16 protein-coding genes are annotated in these 19,484 nt (G+C 52.7%); 5 read left to right on the forward strand and 11 right to left on the reverse strand.

Going from position 1 to position 19,484, the window contains the following annotated elements:
* The first annotated feature begins 359 nt into the window (after positions 1-359).
* Entirely contained in the window at positions 360-917 is a 558-nt protein-coding gene (locus C8N40_RS10775) for a GNAT family N-acetyltransferase (RefSeq protein ID WP_245905077.1), read from the forward strand.
* A 7-nt stretch (positions 918-924) separates the two neighbouring features.
* On the opposite strand, the gene C8N40_RS10780 is transcribed toward C8N40_RS10775, so the two are convergent.
* The 4 genes from C8N40_RS10780 to C8N40_RS10795 all read right to left on the reverse strand — a co-directional run bounded on the left by C8N40_RS10780 (position 925) and on the right by C8N40_RS10795 (position 6,117).
* The gene (locus C8N40_RS10780) at positions 925-1,740 is read right to left on the reverse strand and encodes a CPBP family intramembrane glutamic endopeptidase (protein ID WP_108211791.1); all 816 of its coding nucleotides are present in this window, start codon (positions 1,738-1,740) and stop codon (positions 925-927) included.
* Positions 1,741-1,898: 158 nt separating this feature from the next.
* On the reverse strand, positions 1,899-2,777 hold the full coding sequence (gene fabD / locus C8N40_RS10785; protein ID WP_108211792.1) for an ACP S-malonyltransferase: 879 nt from the start codon (positions 2,775-2,777) through the stop codon (positions 1,899-1,901).
* Between the two features lie 146 nt (positions 2,778-2,923).
* Positions 2,924-3,352, reverse strand: coding sequence for a thiol-disulfide oxidoreductase DCC family protein (locus C8N40_RS10790; protein ID WP_108211793.1), 429 nt, complete (start codon positions 3,350-3,352; stop codon positions 2,924-2,926).
* Entirely contained in the window at positions 3,352-6,117 is a 2,766-nt protein-coding gene (locus C8N40_RS10795) for a T9SS type B sorting domain-containing protein (RefSeq protein WP_245905078.1), read from the reverse strand. The genes C8N40_RS10790 and C8N40_RS10795 overlap by 1 nt, the downstream gene beginning before the upstream one ends.
* 232 nt (positions 6,118-6,349) lie before the next feature.
* Here C8N40_RS10795 and C8N40_RS10800 point away from each other — a divergent pair, with 232 nt between their 5' ends.
* The 4 genes from C8N40_RS10800 to C8N40_RS10815 all read left to right on the forward strand — a co-directional run bounded on the left by C8N40_RS10800 (position 6,350) and on the right by C8N40_RS10815 (position 10,565).
* Complete coding sequence (locus tag C8N40_RS10800; protein ID WP_108211795.1) at positions 6,350-7,024, forward strand: succinate dehydrogenase cytochrome b subunit; 675 nt, start codon at positions 6,350-6,352, stop codon at positions 7,022-7,024.
* Between the two features lie 22 nt (positions 7,025-7,046).
* On the forward strand, positions 7,047-8,981 hold the full coding sequence (locus tag C8N40_RS10805) for a fumarate reductase/succinate dehydrogenase flavoprotein subunit (protein ID WP_108211796.1): 1,935 nt from the start codon (positions 7,047-7,049) through the stop codon (positions 8,979-8,981).
* 116 nt (positions 8,982-9,097) lie between these two features.
* Positions 9,098-9,850, forward strand: coding sequence for a succinate dehydrogenase/fumarate reductase iron-sulfur subunit (locus C8N40_RS10810; RefSeq protein WP_108211797.1), 753 nt, complete (start codon positions 9,098-9,100; stop codon positions 9,848-9,850).
* Between the two features lie 190 nt (positions 9,851-10,040).
* Positions 10,041-10,565: an NADPH-dependent FMN reductase gene (locus tag C8N40_RS10815; RefSeq protein WP_108211798.1), complete on the forward strand. Its 525-nt coding sequence runs from the start codon at positions 10,041-10,043 to the stop codon at positions 10,563-10,565.
* 204 nt (positions 10,566-10,769) lie between these two features.
* Here C8N40_RS10815 and ftsZ read toward each other — a convergent pair whose 3' ends face one another.
* The 7 genes from ftsZ to murD are packed head-to-tail and all read right to left on the reverse strand — an operon-like array spanning position 10,770 to position 19,467.
* Entirely contained in the window at positions 10,770-12,323 is a 1,554-nt protein-coding gene (gene ftsZ, locus C8N40_RS10820; protein WP_108211799.1) for a cell division protein FtsZ, read from the reverse strand.
* Positions 12,324-12,366: 43 nt separating this feature from the next.
* Complete coding sequence (gene ftsA / locus C8N40_RS10825) at positions 12,367-13,662, reverse strand: cell division protein FtsA (RefSeq protein ID WP_108211800.1); 1,296 nt, start codon at positions 13,660-13,662, stop codon at positions 12,367-12,369.
* Between the two features lie 11 nt (positions 13,663-13,673).
* Complete coding sequence (locus C8N40_RS10830; RefSeq protein WP_108212057.1) at positions 13,674-14,435, reverse strand: cell division protein FtsQ/DivIB; 762 nt, start codon at positions 14,433-14,435, stop codon at positions 13,674-13,676.
* Positions 14,419-15,831 carry a UDP-N-acetylmuramate--L-alanine ligase gene (gene murC / locus C8N40_RS10835; protein ID WP_108211801.1) on the reverse strand — a complete coding sequence of 471 codons (1,413 nt, stop codon included), beginning with the start codon at positions 15,829-15,831 and terminating at the stop codon, positions 14,419-14,421. The genes C8N40_RS10830 and murC overlap by 17 nt, the downstream gene beginning before the upstream one ends.
* On the reverse strand, positions 15,828-16,940 hold the full coding sequence (gene murG / locus C8N40_RS10840; protein ID WP_108211802.1) for an undecaprenyldiphospho-muramoylpentapeptide beta-N-acetylglucosaminyltransferase: 1,113 nt from the start codon (positions 16,938-16,940) through the stop codon (positions 15,828-15,830). The genes murC and murG overlap by 4 nt, the downstream gene beginning before the upstream one ends.
* Positions 16,933-18,099: an FtsW/RodA/SpoVE family cell cycle protein gene (locus C8N40_RS10845; RefSeq protein WP_108211803.1), complete on the reverse strand. Its 1,167-nt coding sequence runs from the start codon at positions 18,097-18,099 to the stop codon at positions 16,933-16,935. The genes murG and C8N40_RS10845 overlap by 8 nt, the downstream gene beginning before the upstream one ends.
* A gap of 24 nt (positions 18,100-18,123) precedes the next feature.
* Positions 18,124-19,467, reverse strand: coding sequence for a UDP-N-acetylmuramoyl-L-alanine--D-glutamate ligase (murD, locus tag C8N40_RS10850; protein WP_108211804.1), 1,344 nt, complete (start codon positions 19,465-19,467; stop codon positions 18,124-18,126).
* Between the last annotated feature and the right edge of the window lie 17 nt (positions 19,468-19,484).

Genomic DNA, 19,484 nt, shown 5'->3' on the forward strand with positions numbered 1-19,484 from the left:
AATGAGTTTCTTTTTAGATTTAGAAGCGAGGGTTATTTGACAGTCCGAGAATATAACCGTTATACCCAAGCCTATAATGCCCCTGTCTTAGCTCAAGCTAATATTTTTCGTTTGCCAACACCGGAAGAAATCAGCTACAGCCTCCAGGATTCCGACTATGCCAGGTTCTATAAAAAGTCGAACAGGATCATGAAGTTTTTCCTGTTATACTTCTCATTTGGCTTTTTGACACTTATCTTTCTTCTGCTTGTAAGAGACTTTATTCTGCGGTAGAAGTACAGTAAAGATGTATAGTAAAGATGTATAGTAAAGAGACTTGGAAAGACTAAATCGACCACACCAAAAATGCCTGTCTGGCCATGATGCAGATGAAGAACAAACTGACAAACGAACAAGCCTTGGAAACCTTTCAGACTTTCGAGACCGAGCGGCTGCTCCTGAGACCAACTTCTTACGAGGACGCTCCTTTTATACTGGAGTTGCTCAACACGCCGGAGTGGCTCCAGTTTATCGGCGACCGCAACGTAAAAAGCATAGAAGCTGCTAAAGAGTACATCAGCACCCGCATGATGCCCCAGCTGCAACGCCTTGGCTATGGCAATTACACGGTTATCCGCAAGTCCGACGGCGCCAAGCTCGGCTCCTGCGGCCTCTACGACCGCGAAGGCCTGGAGGGTATCGACATCGGCTTTGCTTTCCTAAAGGCGTATGGTGGGCAGGGCTATGCGTTCGAGGCAGCCAACAAAGTAAAAGAAGCGGCTTTCGGTGTTTTTGGCATTAAACAACTCGTCGCCATCACCACGAAAGATAACTTTGCTTCCCAGAAATTGCTGGAAAAGCTGGGCCTGAAGTATAGCCGGATGGTAAAACTGCCCAACGATGACGAAGAACTGATGTTCTACGAGCTGTCCCTGTAAGAACAGGTTAAGTATAACTTTGAGGTAAATCGCCCCTGCCCTCAACTTGCGTAGGCTGCTCTTGTTTATACTTTGATTTCAGTACAAAGTATACCGCCGGCAGCATAAGGGCTGTTACCGCTAAGCTCACCCAATCGTAAAGCGGCGCTTCGCGCACGTTTTCCAGTTGCCACACGCCGTTGCCATCGAAGCCATACAGCACGCGGTACATCATGTTGCCGCCCCAATGCAGGCCTAGAGACATCCAGATGGCGCCGGTTTTGAGCACGGTGTAGGCAAACGTTGCCCCAAGTATGGCAGAGAACACCAGGTTCAGCGGGTCCAGCCCAGCATTCCAAACATCATCCAACGTGTAAAGTATAGTGGCCGCAAAAACGTACCAGGCCAGCAACTGCCGTCGCCGGAAAAAGGCGTACCAATAGCCCCGAATGGTAATGTCGTTGAGGATGGAGGAGAAAAACATGGCCAGCAGCGCCTGCCCCAGCATCGGAAGTATAAAAGCAAGCTCCAGCAGCCCCGCCACCTCAAACTTGCCCAGCCTCCAGAAAGCAAAATACTTTAAGGCATACACGCCTAAGCCAATCACAAACCCAATGCCCAGGTTCTGCAGCCACCCTTTTTGCCGCTCCATGCCCAGCTGCCCTAGCCCCTGCAGCTTCAGCAGGAACCTGCTCACCAGGTAGGCCAGCACAAAAAAGCCGGCCCAGTAAGCAGACCACAGTGATACATTGCCGGCATCAAAAAAGCGGGGCAACAGGTGCACGTACAGGCTCAGCAGCACGAAGCCAAGTAGCCAAATTGCCAGCGGGGTTTGCTTTTTCATGTAGCAGAAAGTATGCAGTGGTAAATGTAGCGATTTATACTTTGCTACCAATAGGTTATACTTTACCCGCTTCCTAAAACCATACTTCCCGAAAGTATAAACGCCCTCCCAGCGCTTGGCCAGGGAGGGCGTTTATACTTTATACTTTCTAAAGGAGATTACTCTGCTGAGCTAACTTCGGCGGTGCGCTCAATTTTCTTCACCAGTCCCTGCAGCACTTTGCCCGGGCCACACTCTACAAAGTGCGTGGCACCGTCGGCAACCATCTGCTGCACCGACTGCGTCCAGCGCACAGGGGCTGTCAGCTGCTTAATCAGGTTCTGCTTGATTTCGGCAGGATTGGTGTGCGGCTTGGCGTCCACGTTCTGGTAGATCGGGCAGATGCCTTGTGCGAAAGTAGTTTCCTCGATGGCTTTAGCCAGCTCTTCCTCAGCCGGCTTCATCAGCGGCGAGTGGAACGCGCCTCCTACCGGAAGCGGCAGGGCACGCTTGGCACCGGCCTCTTTCATTTTCTCGCAGGCAATCTCGATGCCTTTATTTGAGCCGGAAATTACCAGCTGACCAGGGCAGTTATAGTTGGCAGCTACCACTACCTCGCCTTCCACAGCGGCACATACTTCCTCTACTTTCGCATCGTCCAGGCCAAGTATGGCGGCCATGGTGGATGGGTTGGCCTCACAAGCTGCCTGCATCGCCAGCGCTCTTTTCGATACCAGCCTCAGACCGTCCTCAAAGCTAAGCACTTTACTAGCTACTAAGGCAGAAAACTCACCCAGCGAGTGACCAGCCACCATATCCGGGGCAAAGTCTTTGGCTACGGCTGCCTGCGCCACAGAGTGCAGAAAAATGGCCGGCTGCGTTACTTTCGTCTGCTTCAGCTCCTCATCGGTGCCGTTAAACATGATCTCGGTGATATTGAAACCCAGGATCTCGTTTGCCTTGTCAAACAGCTGCTTCGCCTCTTCGTGCTGCTCGTACAGGTCTTTGCCCATCCCTACAAACTGAGAACCCTGTCCCGGGAAAACGTATGCTTTCATTCGTTGTTCGTTATTAGTTTTTCGTTATTCGATACTTCCTTTTGCCCGTTGATTTGCTGAATGGTGGCTTTTTAAAGTATAGTTCTATACTTCCCGGATTTATACTTTACCGGGAACAACAATTTAACCATCAACACTTAAACAATTTACCCTACAAACCTGGCCCTTTGCTCGGGGCTGGGCAGCAGGCAGGCTTCGGTGCGGCCGGCAATGCGGTAGCGGTTTTTAGCCACCAGCCGGTACACAAAATTGCGGAAAGATAAGGGAATAATGCGAAACACAGCAAGTATGGATAGCGGAAAATCGAGGTGACCGGCAATGCGCAGCGCCGCCTCCGACTCTGTATAGAGCCTGCCCTTCTCGTAAAAAAGCATGGAGTCCGGTAGCGGATCAGGTATTTGGGACTTGGGCACCAGCGCCTCCAGCACCCCCGATTGCAGGGCGGCAAAGTATAAATGCTGCCGTGCGTTATACTTTAGAGCAATCTGAACACTGCCTTGGCAAAAGCCGCAGGTGCCGTCGTAAAACACAACGGGCTTGTCCTGCAGCTGCTCCAGGTCTGGTAAGTTTTTCATTAGCGTACTATCTCCACCCAGCCCTTGTACGTGGCGCGCGCCTTGGCCGGGTCTAAGGTATAAAATTCAACTTCTGCCTCGTAGTAGTAGGTGCCGTCGGTCAGGCGGTTGCCATCGTTGTCAACGCCCGGCCAGTTAATGTAGCGGCCCTCTCCCTGCGAAACGGTTCCTCCATCATACACCTGCACACCCCAGCGGTTGTATACCCTGAAGCGCATGCTCCTGATAAAGGCCCGTACTTTCGGACGGAATACGTCATTGAGGTTGTCGCCGTTCGGTGTGATGATGTTTGGAAGTATAAACGAGATACAGTTGTCGTTGCACACCTCGTTGCTGAACGCGCTCTCGCGCCCGTTCACGTCGGTGGCCGTTACCACATAGCAGCCAGCGAAAGTTTCCAGGCCGCTGTGCGTATAGGTGGTCTCGGTGGTGGTGTCCAGCGGGGTATACTCGGCATCCAGTGTCGGTTTGAAGTATACGGTGTAATAGGCTATCTCATCGGTGCAGTCGCCGGTTATGTTGGGCACCCAGTTGAGCACGTTCTGGTAAGGTGGCTCGGTTGGGTTCTGATTAAACACGTTACAATCGAGCTGCTGTATACTTAGCTCCGGCGGGCAGATCAGCTTCGGCAGCGTAACGCAAACGCGCTGGCTGTAGTTGAGCAACGGCTCCGGTATCCCCTTAATCTGGTAGGTACCAGCTGTTACTACGTAGTAGCAGTACTCCTGCCCGCGCACCAGTTCCTCGCCATTAAATGTACCCCTGTCGGTGTAGGAGCCGCTCGTAGCCGTTGCCGACACGCTGTCAATCAGCACAAACTCGCCACCCGTTGCCTGACGGTAGATATAGTGCTGCAGCACCTCATTTTTCCACGGCACGTTGTAGGTCCAGTTTAAGGCTACTTCTTTCGCTTCTCCCTCAGCCGGTGTTAAACTTAAGTATACACTGGAGGCCTCGGCGCTATCGCGCAGTAAGGAGGGCTGTCCGCCAGGGGCCGGGCTGCGGTAAAACTCCAGGCGATAACGGTAAGCGTTTTCTACTGTGTTCAGGTTTCTGTCGACAAAGGTAGTGTCGGCCATGTTGCGGGTGCGCTTCACCTCTGTAAAGCCGTTGCCGGCCTCCATGCCCACCTTGCGGTACAGGCGGTACTCCAGCGGCGGGGTGAGCTTCTCTACGTCAATCGGCTGTGTCCACTTCACAGTTATCTGGCCGTTGGTGGTGCTGGTTTCATCTACGGTCACATTGGTCAGGTAAGGGATGTCCTGGTCGATAACCACGCATACTTCCAGGGAGGCAAGGCTCTCCCCGCGCCCCGGAGCCGGGAAAGTCGCGTAGATGATGTAGCAGTATTCCACCCCAGCCTTCAGGTTTGGGTCGTCGTCGAAGAAGGTTGTCTCACCGGCATCCACCTCCCCTATCAGCACATAGCCCGTAGAGGCAGGCACACCGGTCTGGCAATAGTCCGGCACAAAGTTACTAGGCCCCTCCCGCCTGTAGATGCGTATTTTATCGGCATTCTGGCAGGTGTAGGAATCCCAGGTGAGGGTGACGTTGCGGTCGGCGCTGGTGGCATCCAGGTTCTCGGGCGCAGGCCCTATCACGGTGATGTTCCAGGGCTGCAGGTCGGCCAAGCGCTTATCGCCCTGCGGCCTGACGTCTTCAGCACGGAAAATCACCTGGTAAGGCGAGCGGCGCACATTGGCGCATTCGGTGTTCCAGATAAACAGGCCTGTGGCAGAGCCCGGGGTATTGGTTCTTTGCTCGAAAGTGGCCGGAGGCACAATCCCGCTACCGGCAACGGTCAGGTTGATCAAGTCGCCATCCGGGTCGGTGGCCCTTACGATGCCACGCAGTGTCGTACCAGCTACCACGCAGGTATCCTTCGGTTCCAGCACAGGCGGCCGGTTTTCGTTCTCCTCCACGTTAATGCGCATGTCGCGCACCACCTCGCCTATCTTCACAGCACCACCGTTCGGCCCGCGCCGCCACTCTTCCACCACAAAGGCAATGTTGTACCTGCCCGCAAGGCAGGGAGCATCCCAGGTGAGCTGACCGGTGATGGGATCGAGCCGGAAGAAGGCAGGGCCGCTATCGTCGGAGGTACGGCAGTTGGCCACCTGATCGGGGTGGCGGTAGCCGGGCACTACAGTAATGGCGCCGCTGGGATCGCGGTAGCGCGGGGCCACCAGCTTAAAGGAAAGGCTGTCACCGTCGGCATCATAAGCGCCGGGGTTGTGCACAAACTTGCGGAACATCGCCGCATCATCAATGGGCTCCACGGTAAGCACCGGAGTGGAGTTAAAGCCGCGAAGCGCGTTTATATCGATGGTCGTGGAGATGAAGAAAGAACGCTGGTCTGACGGGGCCGCCATGTTCAGGATATTATTGTCGCGGTTCTCCCCTACCCAATACGTCGTATAAGTACCATCTGAGGGGTACGTATATTCCCATTCAAACACCTCGCGATCGGTTTCGGAGTTAATCGGGGTAACGGATTTGCGGGGAACGATGATAGACGTGGTACCAACCCCTGGATAAATAGTTACCTCCGGGTCCTCGGCCTGCGAGAGGTGGTTGGTATAGATAATCATGGTGAAAAAGAAGCGGCGGGGATTAGGGTTTGGCGTCGTGTCCCGCTTGGCAGTAATATCCCCTGCTCTAATATGAGTAGCCTGTGCCTCCGGAGAAGCACCCAACAGCAACAGAATCAACACCCACAACAGACTCCCATGCAGCAGATACTTATGGCGTAAATGGTTTAGCATAGATCATTTGGGTTAGGCGGTAAATATAGTATAATCTTAAACTAAACTTATACTAAAATGTTGTGTATATGGGCTGTCAGCGGGGAAAAAGATGTTGCTTCTCTGAATTACGGCCTTCAATTTAGATTGATTCAAAATATTGTGGAGAAATTGCTTTCTACGTGGCCTCCGTGTACCTTTGGGCAGTAAAAACACTACGCTTAATCACAATTTAAATCTATAACAAACACAGATGAATTGGTTTACTAAAACGTTTTCCAGTACAGTCGGGCGAAAGATCGTAATGTCTGTTACGGGCCTTTTCCTTTGCTCCTTCCTGGTAGTGCACCTGATCGGTAACCTTCAGTTGTTCCGAAACGACGGTGGAGAGGCCTTTAACATTTACTCAGACTTCATGGCCCACAACGGCATCATCCGTTTCATGGAGATCATTCTGGTACTGGGTTTCCTGTTCCACATTTATGATGCCCTCGTTCTGACGCGCCGCAACAAGGCTGCCCGTCCTGTTGCTTACGCCAACAGCCACCCGGAGGAGAACAGCTCCTGGGCTTCGCGCAACATGGGCCTGCTGGGCACGGTTATCCTGGTGTTCCTGATCGTGCACCTTTGGAACTTCTTCGTCCCGGCCCGTTTCGGGGGTCTGGAGGCCGTTCCGGACAAAGACTACGACAACCTTTACAGCGAGATTGTACTGGCGTTTAAGAACCCGATATACGTGGCCATTTACGTTATCTCCATGGTAGCCCTGGCGTACCACCTGATCCACGGCTTCCAGAGCGCCTTCCAGACCCTGGGCCTTGACCACAAGAAATACACTCCTTTTATACAGAAGTTCGGCGTGGCCTTCTCCATCCTTATTTGCCTTGGCTTCGCGAGCATTCCGCTGTACTTCTTCTTCTTTGTGTAATTAAAAGCTATCTATCATTACTATGATATTAGATTCAAAAATCCCGGAGGGCGCCTTAGCCGAGAAGTGGGACAAGCATAAATTCAACGTAAAGCTGGTAAACCCGGCCAACAAGCGTAAATACGATATTATCGTGGTGGGTACGGGCCTTGCCGGTGCTTCTGCCGCTGCTTCTTTCGGAGAGCTGGGCTACAACGTGAAAGCCTTCTGCTTCCAGGATTCTCCCCGCCGCGCGCACTCTATCGCGGCGCAGGGTGGTATAAACGCCGCCAAAAACTACCAGAACGACGGCGACTCTATCTTCCGTCTGTTCTACGATACGATTAAAGGTGGTGACTACCGTGCCCGTGAGGCCAACGTATACCGCCTGGCCCAGGTGTCTGTTGACATCATCGACCAGTGCGTGGCGCAGGGTGTGCCTTTTGCCCGTGAGTACGGCGGCCTGCTGGCCAACCGTTCGTTCGGTGGCGCGCAGGTATCGCGTACGTTCTACGCCCGCGGCCAAACGGGACAGCAGTTGCTGCTGGGTGCCTACTCTGCCCTGAACCGCCAGATTGCATACGGTAAGGTAAAAATGTACCCACGCACCGAGATGCTGGACCTGGTAATGGTGGATGGCAAAGCGCGCGGTATTGTGGTGCGTAACCTCATCACCGGTAAAATAGAGTCGCACAGCGCGCATGCCGTTGTACTGGCAACAGGTGGTTATGGCAACGTATTCTACCTCTCTACCAACGCCATGGGCTCCAACGCTACAGCGGCCTGGAGAGCTTACAAGAAAGGTGCTTTGTTCGCCAACCCTTGCTATACTCAGATTCACCCAACCTGTATCCCTGTTTCCGGCGATTACCAGTCTAAACTGACGCTGATGTCAGAGTCGCTGCGTAACGATGGCCGCGTATGGGTACCGAAAACAAAGGAAACGGCTGAGAAGCTGCGCAGAGGCGAAATCAAAATAAACGACATTGCCGAGCAGGACCGTGATTACTACCTGGAGCGTAAGTACCCGGCCTTCGGTAACCTGGTGCCTCGTGACGTGGCTTCCCGCAACGCGAAGCTGGTTTGCGACGAAGGACGCGGCGTAGGTGCCTCTGGCCTTGCCGTATTCCTCGACTTTGCCGATGCTATCAGACGCGAAGGCCAGCCGGCTATTGCCGCCAAGTATGGCAACCTGTTCGATATGTATGAGAAGATCACCGACGAGAACCCATACGAGCAGCCAATGCGCATTTACCCGGCTGTACACTACACCATGGGTGGCCTTTGGGTAGACTACAACCTGATGACCAACATCCCGGGACTGTACGCTGCCGGTGAGGCAAACTTCTCAGACCACGGTGCAAACCGCCTGGGTGCCTCTGCGCTGATGCAGGGTCTGGCTGACGGCTACTTCGTGCTGCCTTACACCATCGGTGATTACCTGGCGAAAATGCCTTACGACAAAGTAGCGGTGGACCACCCTGCTTTCAAAGAAGCTGAGCAGAATGTTGTCGATATCAACAACAGGTTACTCTCCATCAACGGTAACCGCACTGTGGATGACTTCCATAAGGCGCTGGGCCACATTATGTGGGAGTACTGCGGCATGGCCCGTAACGCGGAAGGCCTGCAGTTTGCCAAGCAAGAGATCCGCAAGCTGCGCGACGAGTTCTGGCGCGATGTGAAAGTAGTTGGCGTGAACGAGGAGCTGAACATCACCCTGGAAAAAGCCAACCGCGTTGCTGACTTCCTGGAGTTGGGCGAACTGATGGTAGAAGATGCCTTGCACAGAAACGAGTCTTGCGGTGGTCACTTCCGTGAAGAATACCAGACACCGGAGAACGAGGCCCTTCGTGATGATGAGAACTTTGCATACGTAGCCGCCTGGGAGTTTACAGGGGTAGGCAACGATCCGGTGCTGCACAAGGAGGACCTGAAGTTCGAAAACGTGAAGCTAACGCAGCGTAGCTATAAATAATGATTAATGAATGATTAAGAATGCGTCTGGAAGCAGGCGGTTTCAGGTTCTTAATTAGAGATTCTTAATTCGTAATTAAAAAGAAAATGGCTGGAAGTAATCCAAATGCTAAACTGATGGACCTTACACTAAAGGTTTGGCGCCAAAAAGATAAAAATTCACCAGGCCAAATGGTGACCTACCCTGTTAAGGGAATTTCTCCGGATATGTCTTTCCTGGAGATGATGGACGTTCTGAACGAGGACCTGCTGCGCAAAGGCGAAGATCCAATCGCTTTTGACCACGACTGCCGCGAGGGTATCTGCGGTATGTGCAGCCTCTACATCAACGGTCGTCCGCACGGCCCGGAGCGTGGCACGACCACATGCCAGCTGCACATGCGCCACTTTAAAGACGGTGACACCATCACAGTTGAGCCCTGGAGAGCAGCCGCCTTCCCGGTTCACAAAGACCTGGTGGTAGACCGTTCGGCTTTCGAGCGTATTCAGCAGGCAGGTGGTTACATCTCTGTAAACACAGGTGGTGTGCCCGATGCCAATGCGATTCCTATTCCAAAATCCATTGCTGATAAGGCTTTTGACGCAGCTACTTGTATCGGATGCGGTGCCTGCGTGGCTGCCTGTAAAAATGCCTCTGCTATGCTGTTCGTGTCTGCTAAGGTTTCTCAGCTGGCTTTGTTGCCACAGGGCAAGGCAGAGCGTAAAACCCGTGTGGAGAACATGGTTGCGCAAATGGATATCGAAGGATTTGGTGCCTGCAGTAACACAGGGGCCTGCGCCGCCGAGTGCCCGGTTGGTATCTCCATGGAGAACATCAACATGCTCCGAAGCGAGTACTTATACGCTAAAGCTACTTCAGAAAATATATAGCTAGCTTTGCAAACAAAGTATGGAAAGGCGGGGCAGTTACTGTTCCCGCCTTTTCTATTATACACTGCGCTACCTATTGGCAACTTTTTTTATACTTCCTCCAAGTATAAATGAGTATACTTGTACTTACGGCTTAAGTGCAGGCCTACATATAGGCCTCATCAAGAGCCGTTGAAGCAACATCAAAAGTATGATTACACTGATATCGGGCACGAACAGGCCTCAGTCCACCTCAAGAGCTATAGTAAATTTGTACGCCGCTATGCTAGAGCAGCGCGGGCAAGCTTACCAGATCCTGGACCTGGCAGATCTCCCTGCAGACTTTATCCAGACCGCCCTATACGAAAACACCGGAAAAAACGAGCAGTTTAACGCGCTAGCCTCTAAGATTGCAGTCTCTGACAAGATCGTGTTTGTGGTGCCCGAGTATAACTCCTCCTTCCCGGGCGTGCTGAAGGCTTTTATAGATGGTTTAGCCTACCCCAATACCCTGAAGGACAAAAAAGGAGCTTTGATAGGACTGTCCTCCGGCATGCAGGGCAGTGGCATTGCGCTAAGCCATTTGTCGGATGTACTGAACTACCTGGGGATGCATGTGATGGCGATGCGGATGAAGCTGGCTCACATCGAAAAAAACTTTGATGGCCAGCAATTTACCAACAAGTTTTACCAGGAGTTACTGGAGCAGCATGTGGAGCAATTCCTGAAATTCTAACAGCTGAAGCTACGGGAAAGTGTAAATTGTAAAAGGTATAAAGTATAAATTACCAGCAATTTATATTTCAGAGGCCTTTATACTTAATGCAGAGTATACACAAAAGAATATATCAAAACCCCTCGATCACACCTTAAAATTTAAAGTATAAAATAGGGGCTGCAGATAACTGCAGCCCCTATTTTATACTTTGAGTCCAGGCGATTAGTCTACGTTATCGTGCAGGAAGCGGTTATCGCCCAGGATTTCATTGTCATCGTTCAGATTGAAGCGGGAGATGTTACGCTCAGAAGAGTGTGCTACTCTGTCCAGGGCAACGTTGCGGCGCAGGTAAGCCGGCACCTCAAGCTTCTCTTTAATAGCTTCGGAAGTAGTCTCGGCACTCAGCATGCGCAGGCGCTCACGACGCTCCTCGGCACGGCGCTGCATGATCTCACGCTCCTCAGCCAGGCGCTGGGCTGCCTCACGTCTCTCGCGGGCCTCACGTGCTTCTTCTTCGCGCGCAAAGCTGTTGTTCTGGAACATGTCGTTTTGCGAGTTTCCCTCCAGATCAAACACCACACGCTGCGGCTGTGCCGGCTGCGGGCGCATGGAGCTGCTGTTGTCAAACGTGCTTGGTGCTTGTGGCGCAGCAGGCTTTGGAGTAATAACCGGAGCCGGCGCTACAGGCTTGGCAAACGTGGTAATCTCAGGGGCAACCTCTGGTTTAGCAGGCTCAGCTACCTCAATTTTTTTTTGGCTATCGAGGTCAAATACCGTTTTCTTTGGCTCGATGATGCTCTCGGCATCGCTGGCAAAACCTGTGGCGATAACCGTAACACGGATGCTCTGACCCAAGGCCGCGTCAATACCATGTCCGAAGATAACCTCAGCTTCCTGACCGGCTTTGTCCTGGATATACTCTGTAATCTCGGTCAACTCATCCATTTCCAGCTCGGCCTGCTCGCCAGACATGATAGAAAGCAGGATTTTCTGAGCACCATGAATATCAGTGTTGTTCAGCAGCGGAGATGAAAGCGCCTCTTCGGCGGCACGCAGGGCACGGCCCTCGCCCTCTGTTGTCGCAGAACCCATCACTGCGGCACCAGAGTCTTTCATTACCGTCTTAACGTCCTCAAAGTCAACGTTCACCTCGGCAGTTACCGTGATGATCTCAGCAATAGACTTGGCAGCAGTCGTTAAAACATTGTCCGCTTTCGCAAATGCCTCACGGATGGTCAGGTTACCGAACATCTCGCGCAGTTTGTCGTTGAGGATCACCAGAATAGTGTCGCAGTTTTCGCTCAGCTCTTTCACGCCGTTTTCAGCGGCCACTTTTTTCTTCTTACCCTCAAAAGCAAAAGGAGCAGTTACGATACCCACGGTAAGTATACCCAACTCTTTGGCAACCCTTGCGATAACAGGAGCAGCACCGGTTCCGGTACCTCCGCCCATACCGGCAGTAATAAATACCATCTTGGTGTCATTGCTGAGCATGTCCCGAATCTCCTCCTTGCTCTCCAGAGCCGCCTGCTTTCCTTTTTCAGGGTTAGCGCCTGCTCCAAGGCCCTCGGTAAGGTTCTGGCCAATCTGCAGCCTGTTTGGCACAGCTGCACTCTGCAGAGCCTGGGCATCTGTGTTGCAGATGATGAACTCTACGTCTTTGATACCCTGGCTGTACATGTGGTTTACGGCATTGCTGCCCCCACCGCCCACACCGATCACCTTGATGATGGATTTACCGCCGGTTGGTAAATCAAATGCATATGCTGATGTCATACTAATGTCTCCTGCTTGTTTATGGGTTGTAATTTCTTTGTTCTTAGTCTATATCGTCTGATAAAAATCCTTTGAGCTTCTGCAACAATCCTCCGCTGCTGCTACTGCTGGCACCGGTGCTTTTTGGCTCGGCTACCTTATTGTATACTTGCTCCGACACCTCCGATCGGCGCTCTATGCGCTGGTCGAGCGGGTAGTAACCTGCCAGCACAAGACCTACGCTGGTCGCGTACATCGGCCCCTTCACGGCGTCTACCTTCGATCTGCCCAGGTGCTCGTTCGGGTACCCGATGCGGGTATCCATGCCGGTGATGTATTCTACCAGCTGCACCAGGTTCTGCAGCTGCGCGCCGCCGCCAGTAATCACAATGCCACCGGCCAAGCTGTTGGCGTACCCGGAGCGTACGATCTCCGCATAAACAAGCTCCACAATTTCCTCCATCCTTGCCTCTATGATGTAAGCCAGGTTTTTGAGGGAAATCTCCTTGGGCGTGCGGTCGCGCAAGCCTGGAATGGATACGATCTCATTCTCAGAAGCCTCATCGGCAATGGCGCGTCCGAACTTCACCTTCAGCTGCTCGGCCTGGTTCTGCATCACCATGCAACCCTGCTTAATGTCAGAGGTGATGATATTGCCCCCGAATGGAAGAACAGCGGTATGGCGTATAATATTGTCTTTGAAGATTGCCAAATCTGTGGTGCCGCCTCCAATATCCACTAATGCTACCCCAGCCTCTTTCTCCTCATCGCTCAGCACAGACATACTCGATGCCAGTGGCTCCAGTATCATCTGCTCTACCTCCAGTCCGGCACGGGACACACACTTGTTGATGTTGTTGATAGCATTCGACTGCGCTGTGATGATGTGGAAGTTGCCCTCCAGGCGCACACCCGACATACCCACCGGATCAACTATACCTTCCTCGTAGTCCACCTTGTACTCCTGTGGCATCACATGGATGATCTCGCTTCCCGGAGGCGTCACCAAGCGGTACATGTCGTTGGTCAGCCGGTTTACATCCTCCAGCGTGATCTCATCATCCGATACCTGACGCGTGATGCTGCCGTTGTGCTGCAAGCTCTTGATATGCTGCCCGGCAATGCCCACGTTTACCACTCCGATGTTGATGCCTGACTGCTCCTCGGCCTGACGGATGGCTTTCTTGATGGCATCTACCGTTTTGTCGATATTGCTCACAATACCCCGCACCACACCTTCCGATGTAGCTTTGCCCATGCCCAATATCTCCAGCTTGCCAAATTCATTCTTCCGACCAACAAGTGCGCAAATCTTGGTTGTCCCAATATCCAAGCCTACTACAATTTTGTCGTTCTGCATATCTATGTTTCTTATTCGCAAATAATCTGATCTTCGAACTCCACGTTAACCCTCTTGTAGCGGTCCCATCCCATGGTGGGCAGTACCTTCTTATAAAGTATGGCTAACTTCTTAAACTTCTCCTCCACCTTCTCCGGCTTGCCGAACTCAATCGTGTGCTCGCCTACCTGGGGCAGAAAAGAGACCTTGCCTCTGCCGTCTATGTGCATATGGGCAAGTTGTGCCTTCCAGAACTCGTCGTTTTCGATAAACTGGAGCAATGAAAGGTATGAATGGCCTAAAGAATCCCTGAAGAATCCCCGGTCAGTCGGTTTTAATTGTGCTGACTTAGTTATTGGTATTACACGCGCCGTGTATCTGTCGGAGAGGGGCAGAATGTTCCCCTCAGCATCGATGTAGACATCTTGATCTTGTCGTATAATTCTTGCAATAGGCCTGTTCTGTTTTACAAATACCTGGATGTTTCCATCTAACCCTCTGTAAACTTCCGCATCCCTCACAAATTTATGCGATTCTATGCGTTTTTCAAGGTTTTTCAGGTCGATGTTCTGGTTAGGCAGCCCTTCTAGTTTGCGCTCGCCTTCCCGTGTTAGCAGCCCTCGTACTTCGCTATCACCAATAAAGTAATTATTGTACTCATTATCAATTTTAATTGACACTTTTTCACAGATTTTTTCATTCTGTTTAGATGTCGCAAAAGCCGCCAGGCCCCCAATTGACAGGACGCTACAACATGCAAAAATTAAAGATTTTATTCTACTTTTCAAGCCCATACCCTCCATTTCCTAAAATATTTTTGATAGGCTTAACAAGCGTGTCAATATCACCTGCCCCAACGGTCGCAAGTACGTCAAAATCGCTGTTTTTAAGCAGATTTGCCACAACATCCTCCTTGTGCATCAGCTCCTTTACCGGACAGTTCACCTGCTCCAGAATCATCGCTGAGGTAACACCAGGTATAGGCTTTTCGCGGGCCGGGTAGATATCGAGCAGTACCAGTTCATCTGCCTTGCTGAGGCTTGCCGCAAACTCGGCGGCAAAGTCGCGGGTGCGGGTAAACAGGTGCGGCTGAAATATCACTTTTAGGCGCTTGTCCGGGTACAGCGCACGCAGCGATCCCATAAAGGCATCGATCTCTTTGGGATGGTGCGCGTAATCGTCGATGTATACTTTACCCTGCCCCTCGTACACAAACTCGAAGCGACGCTTCACGCCGGCAAAGGCCTCCACGCCAGCTTTTATACTTTGTGCCGGCACTCCCAGCACCTGCGCCGCCAGTATGGCCGCCAGCGTATTTTCAGTATTATGGAAGCCAGGTACCCCTAACCTTAATCCGGCTATATTTCCGAAAGGGCTTACCACATCAAACTCAAACCAGCGCCCGTTTACCTGCAGGTTTTGCACATGCGCCTGCCCGTTGTTCAGGCTATACTGGTACACCTGTACGCCTTCCTGCACCAGTTGCGTGAGGCGGGAATCCAACCCTTCGTGCAGGAACAGGAAGCCCCCGGGCTTCACCTGGCTGATGAAGCGCTGGAAGGTCCGGATCATCTCCTCGTGGTCGCCGTAGATATCCAGGTGATCCGGGTCTGCCGACGTGACAATGGCCACATCCGGGAACAGCGTCAGGAAGGAGCGATCATACTCATCGGCCTCCACCACTACCACTTCTTGCTCCCTTGTGCCTTGGCTTATCAGCAGATTTGAGTTCAGGTTGGTGGAAATCCCGCCCAGGAAAGCGGAGCAATCCACGCCGGCATGATGCAGCAAGTGCGCCACAATGCTGGAAGTGGTGGTTTTGCCGTGCGTACCGGCCACCGCCACCGTATAGGCCGAGGCCGTGATGATGCCCAGCACCTCTGAGCGCTTCTTAATCGTATAGCCCTGCTCCTTCAGGTAAGCCCACTCGGTATGCTCGGCTGGTATGGCCGGGGTCAGTACGACCAGGGTCTTGTCCTTATGTTGCAGGATCTCCTCTGGCAGATGCACCAGGTTGTCCTCGTAGTGCACAGCTATCCCCTCCTGCTCCAATGCCTCCGTCAGTGCGGTGCGGGTTTTGTCGTAGCCCCACACCGGATAGCCTTTGGCCTTGAACCAGCGGGCAATGGCGCTCATGCCGATGCCGCCAATGCCAAGGAAGTAGATATAGCTGTAGTCCTCCAGTTTCACCTAATCAATTTTACCAGTTCGTTCACAATATCGGCTGCCGCGTTAGGGCGAGCCATTTTAAGTATATTTTGATGCAGTCGTTGCTGCTCCTTCTCATCTTTTACAAGCTGCAGTGCCGTGGGCACTAGCTTTTCCATGGCCTCTGCATCCCGCACAAGTATGGCGGCCTGCTGTTCCACCAGGGCCATAGCGTTTTTGGTCTGGTGGTCTTCGGCCACATTCGGCGACGGTACCAGCACGGCAGGCTTGCCAGCCAGGCAGAGCTCCGAAATGGACAAAGCACCGGCCCTGGAGATCACCACATCGGCAGCAGCGTAAGCCAGATCCATGAGCTTGATAAAATCCAGTGTGCGAACACCTTGGTTTTTATACTTCGCCTCCAGTTCCTGGGCCTGCGGGTAAAACACCTTTCCTGTCTGCCAGATAAGTTGATAACCAGCTGTTGCTATACTTTGCAGGTTGGCGGCTATACTTTGGTTGATGGTTCTGGCCCCCAGGCTTCCACCAATCACCAGTATTGTCTTTTTCTCCGGGCTCAGGCCAAAATGCTGCAACGCCTCCTCCCGCTTTCCTTCCAGGTGCATGATGTCGGAGCGCACCGGGTTCCCGGTCAGCACGATTTTATCCTCCGGGAAGAAAGCCTCCATCCCCGGATAAGCCACGCATACTTTATGCACCCGTTTGGCCAGCAGCTTATTGGTGATGCCCGCATAGGAATTCTGCTCCTGGATTAGGGCCGGAATTCCACGCGAGGTGGCCGCGTACAGCAACGGACCGCTCGCATAGCCACCCACACCCACCACGGCGTCAGGCTTAAACTCTTTTAAAATCTTGTGCGAGACGCGCACGCTCCTGAGCACTTTCAGCGGAAACGACAGGTTGTCCAACGTCAGCCGTCGCTGCAGCCCGCTTATCCACAGCCCCACAATTTTATACCCCGCCTCCGGCACCCGCGTCATCTCCATTTTCCCCTGTGCTCCCACAAACAGAATCTCCGCCTCCGAATTTATTTCCCGAAGTTGGTTGGCGATGGCCACGGCCGGGTATATATGCCCTCCGGTACCACCACCACTGATGATCACGCGATATGGTTGCCCCTGCCTAGGCATGCACGGCTCCTTTCACTGTTGCTTTCGCAGTTGCCGCGCCTACAGGGCGTTCCTCGTTTATATCCTGCCGGCTGACACTAAGTATAATGCCGATGGAAATACCGGTGAAAATCAAAGAGGTACCACCCATACTTAGCAGCGGCAGCGGCAAACCTGTGATGGGACCCAGCCCAACGGCTACAGCCATATTGATCATGCCCTGCAACACCAGGCTAAAGCTCAGCCCGGCAGAAAGCAACCCTGCAAAGGCTCCATCGCTTTTACTAACTGTTACCAGCCCCCTGTATAACAAGGCCAGATATAAAAACAAGACAAACACACCCCCGAACAGGCCATACTCTTCCAGGATGATGGCATAGATGAAGTCGGAGTAAGGGTGTGGCAAAATGTCGCGCTGATCGCTGTTGCCGGGTCCCTTGCCCACCAAACCGCCCGTTGCAATGGCGATGTAAGACTGCTCCAGCTGGAACGGCACCTCGTTTGGATCCATAAAGTCCTGCACGCGGCTAATGGCTGTGTCCATACGCTGACCGGCTGCCAGCGCCCCGCCTCCAATCACCAGGCCTGCCAGCACCACGATTGCCAGGTATTTCACCGGCACCCGGCCAATGAACATCAGCAGCATGCAGGTAGCAAAAAGCAGGATGGCTGTCGAGGTATTGGTCATGGCAATCAGAGCGCAGATGGCCACCGTCCAGATCATCATCGGCACCAGCGTTGATTTCCAGTCCTCGAGGTACTGCTGCTTTTTGGACAGCATGCTCGCCAGGTAGGAGATCAGCGCTAGCTTTGCCAAGTCCGAAGGCTGGAACGTCTGGTTGATAACCGGAATCGTGATCCAGCGGGAGGCCTCGTTGATATTGGAGCCATAGAAATATGTCACCAGCAAAAGCGGCGCAGACACCACCAGCGCCACCAGCGAAAGCTTGGAGTAGAAGCGGTACGGGATCTTGTGCGCCAGCCACATAAAGGCAAGCCCCACCAAAATCAGGGAGGTATGCTTAAACAGGAAGTACTCCGTGTTCCCCTCCATTTTCTTATAAGCCAGGGTACCTGTGGCAGAGTAAACCACGGCCACGCTGATCAGCGAGAACGCGATCACGATGCCCCATAGCACCGGGTCTCCCTTCAGGTTTTTCTGTAACCACTGCTTTACCATACCTTTGGCTTATACTTTTATACTTTACTTCTTCAGCACTATCTTCTCCACAGCCTCCTTGAAGCGCTGCCCCCGGTGTTCGTAATTATTAAAAAGGTCGAAACTGGCGCAGGCCGGCGAAAGCAGCACCACGTCGCCGGGCGTTGCCAGCGAACGGCTCAGGCGCACGGCATATTCTATGGAGGTGGTTTCCGCGATAATCGGCACCACGCGCCCGAAGGCCTCCTTCAGTTTCTCATTGTCTATGCCCAGGCACACGAGCACCTTCACCTTCTCACGGGCAAGCGCTACCAGCGTGCTGTAATCGTTGCCTTTGTCCACGCCACCGGCGATCCAGACAATGGGCTGTTTTATACCTTCCAGCGCATACCACACCGCTTCCACGTTGGTCGCCTTGGAGTCGTTGATGTAGCTGACCTCCTTGGCAATGGCCACCAGTTGCAGCCTGTGGTCGGCATTCTCAAACGTCTCCAGCGCCTGCTCAATCTGCGCGTCCTCCACGCCCATCAGCTTGGCCACGGCCACGGCCGCCATGGTGTTGTACTGATTATGTTTTCCAATCAGGCCGGATTTTGAGGTATCCACCGTGCCCTCATGGAATTTGGCAGCTACTTTTATACTGCTGCCCTCAACGTATACTTTCGCCTCATCAGCACCTTGCAGCGAGAAAGGTACGGTAACACCGCCAAAGCTGGCTGCGTCAAAGGCCTTCCGGATGTTCTCGTCATCTGCGTTGTAGATGAAGAAATCCTCGCCCGCCATGTTCTGCACAATGCGCAGCTTGGAGGCCGCATACTTGTCCATGCTATACTCGTAGCGGTCCAGGTGGTCCGGGGTGATGTTGGTAAGCACGGCAATATGCGGCCGGAACCTGTACATGTTGTCGAGCTGAAAACTGCTCAGCTCCACCACGTAGTAGTCGTGCTTGTCCTCGATCACCTTCTCTGCCAGGCTCTCCCCAATATTCCCTGCCAGCCCCACATTGATGCCTGCGTTTTTGAGCAGGTGGTAAGTGAGCAGCGTGGTAGTGGTTTTGCCATTGGTCCCCGTAATGCAGATGAACTTCGCATCGGTGTACCGGCCGGCAAACTCAATTTCAGATATTACAGGTATCTGTTTCTTGGTTGCCTCTTGGATAACTGCAGCTTTATCAGGAATGCCAGGACTTTTAATGATTTCATCGGCGTTGAGTATGGTTTCTAACGTATGATTTCCCTCTTCGAAAGGGATGGCAGCCGTGGCCAGCTTAGCCTTGTACTGCTCCTTAATCTCACCTTTATCAGACACGAATACCTCCAGCCCCTTTGCCTTTGCCAGCAAAGCTGCCCCTACTCCGCTTTCCCCTGCTCCTAGTATCGCTATCTTCATTTTGGTTACTAGTTTTT

Source organism: Pontibacter mucosus (genome assembly GCF_003054055.1).
GTDB lineage: Bacteria > Bacteroidota > Bacteroidia > Cytophagales > Hymenobacteraceae > Pontibacter > Pontibacter mucosus.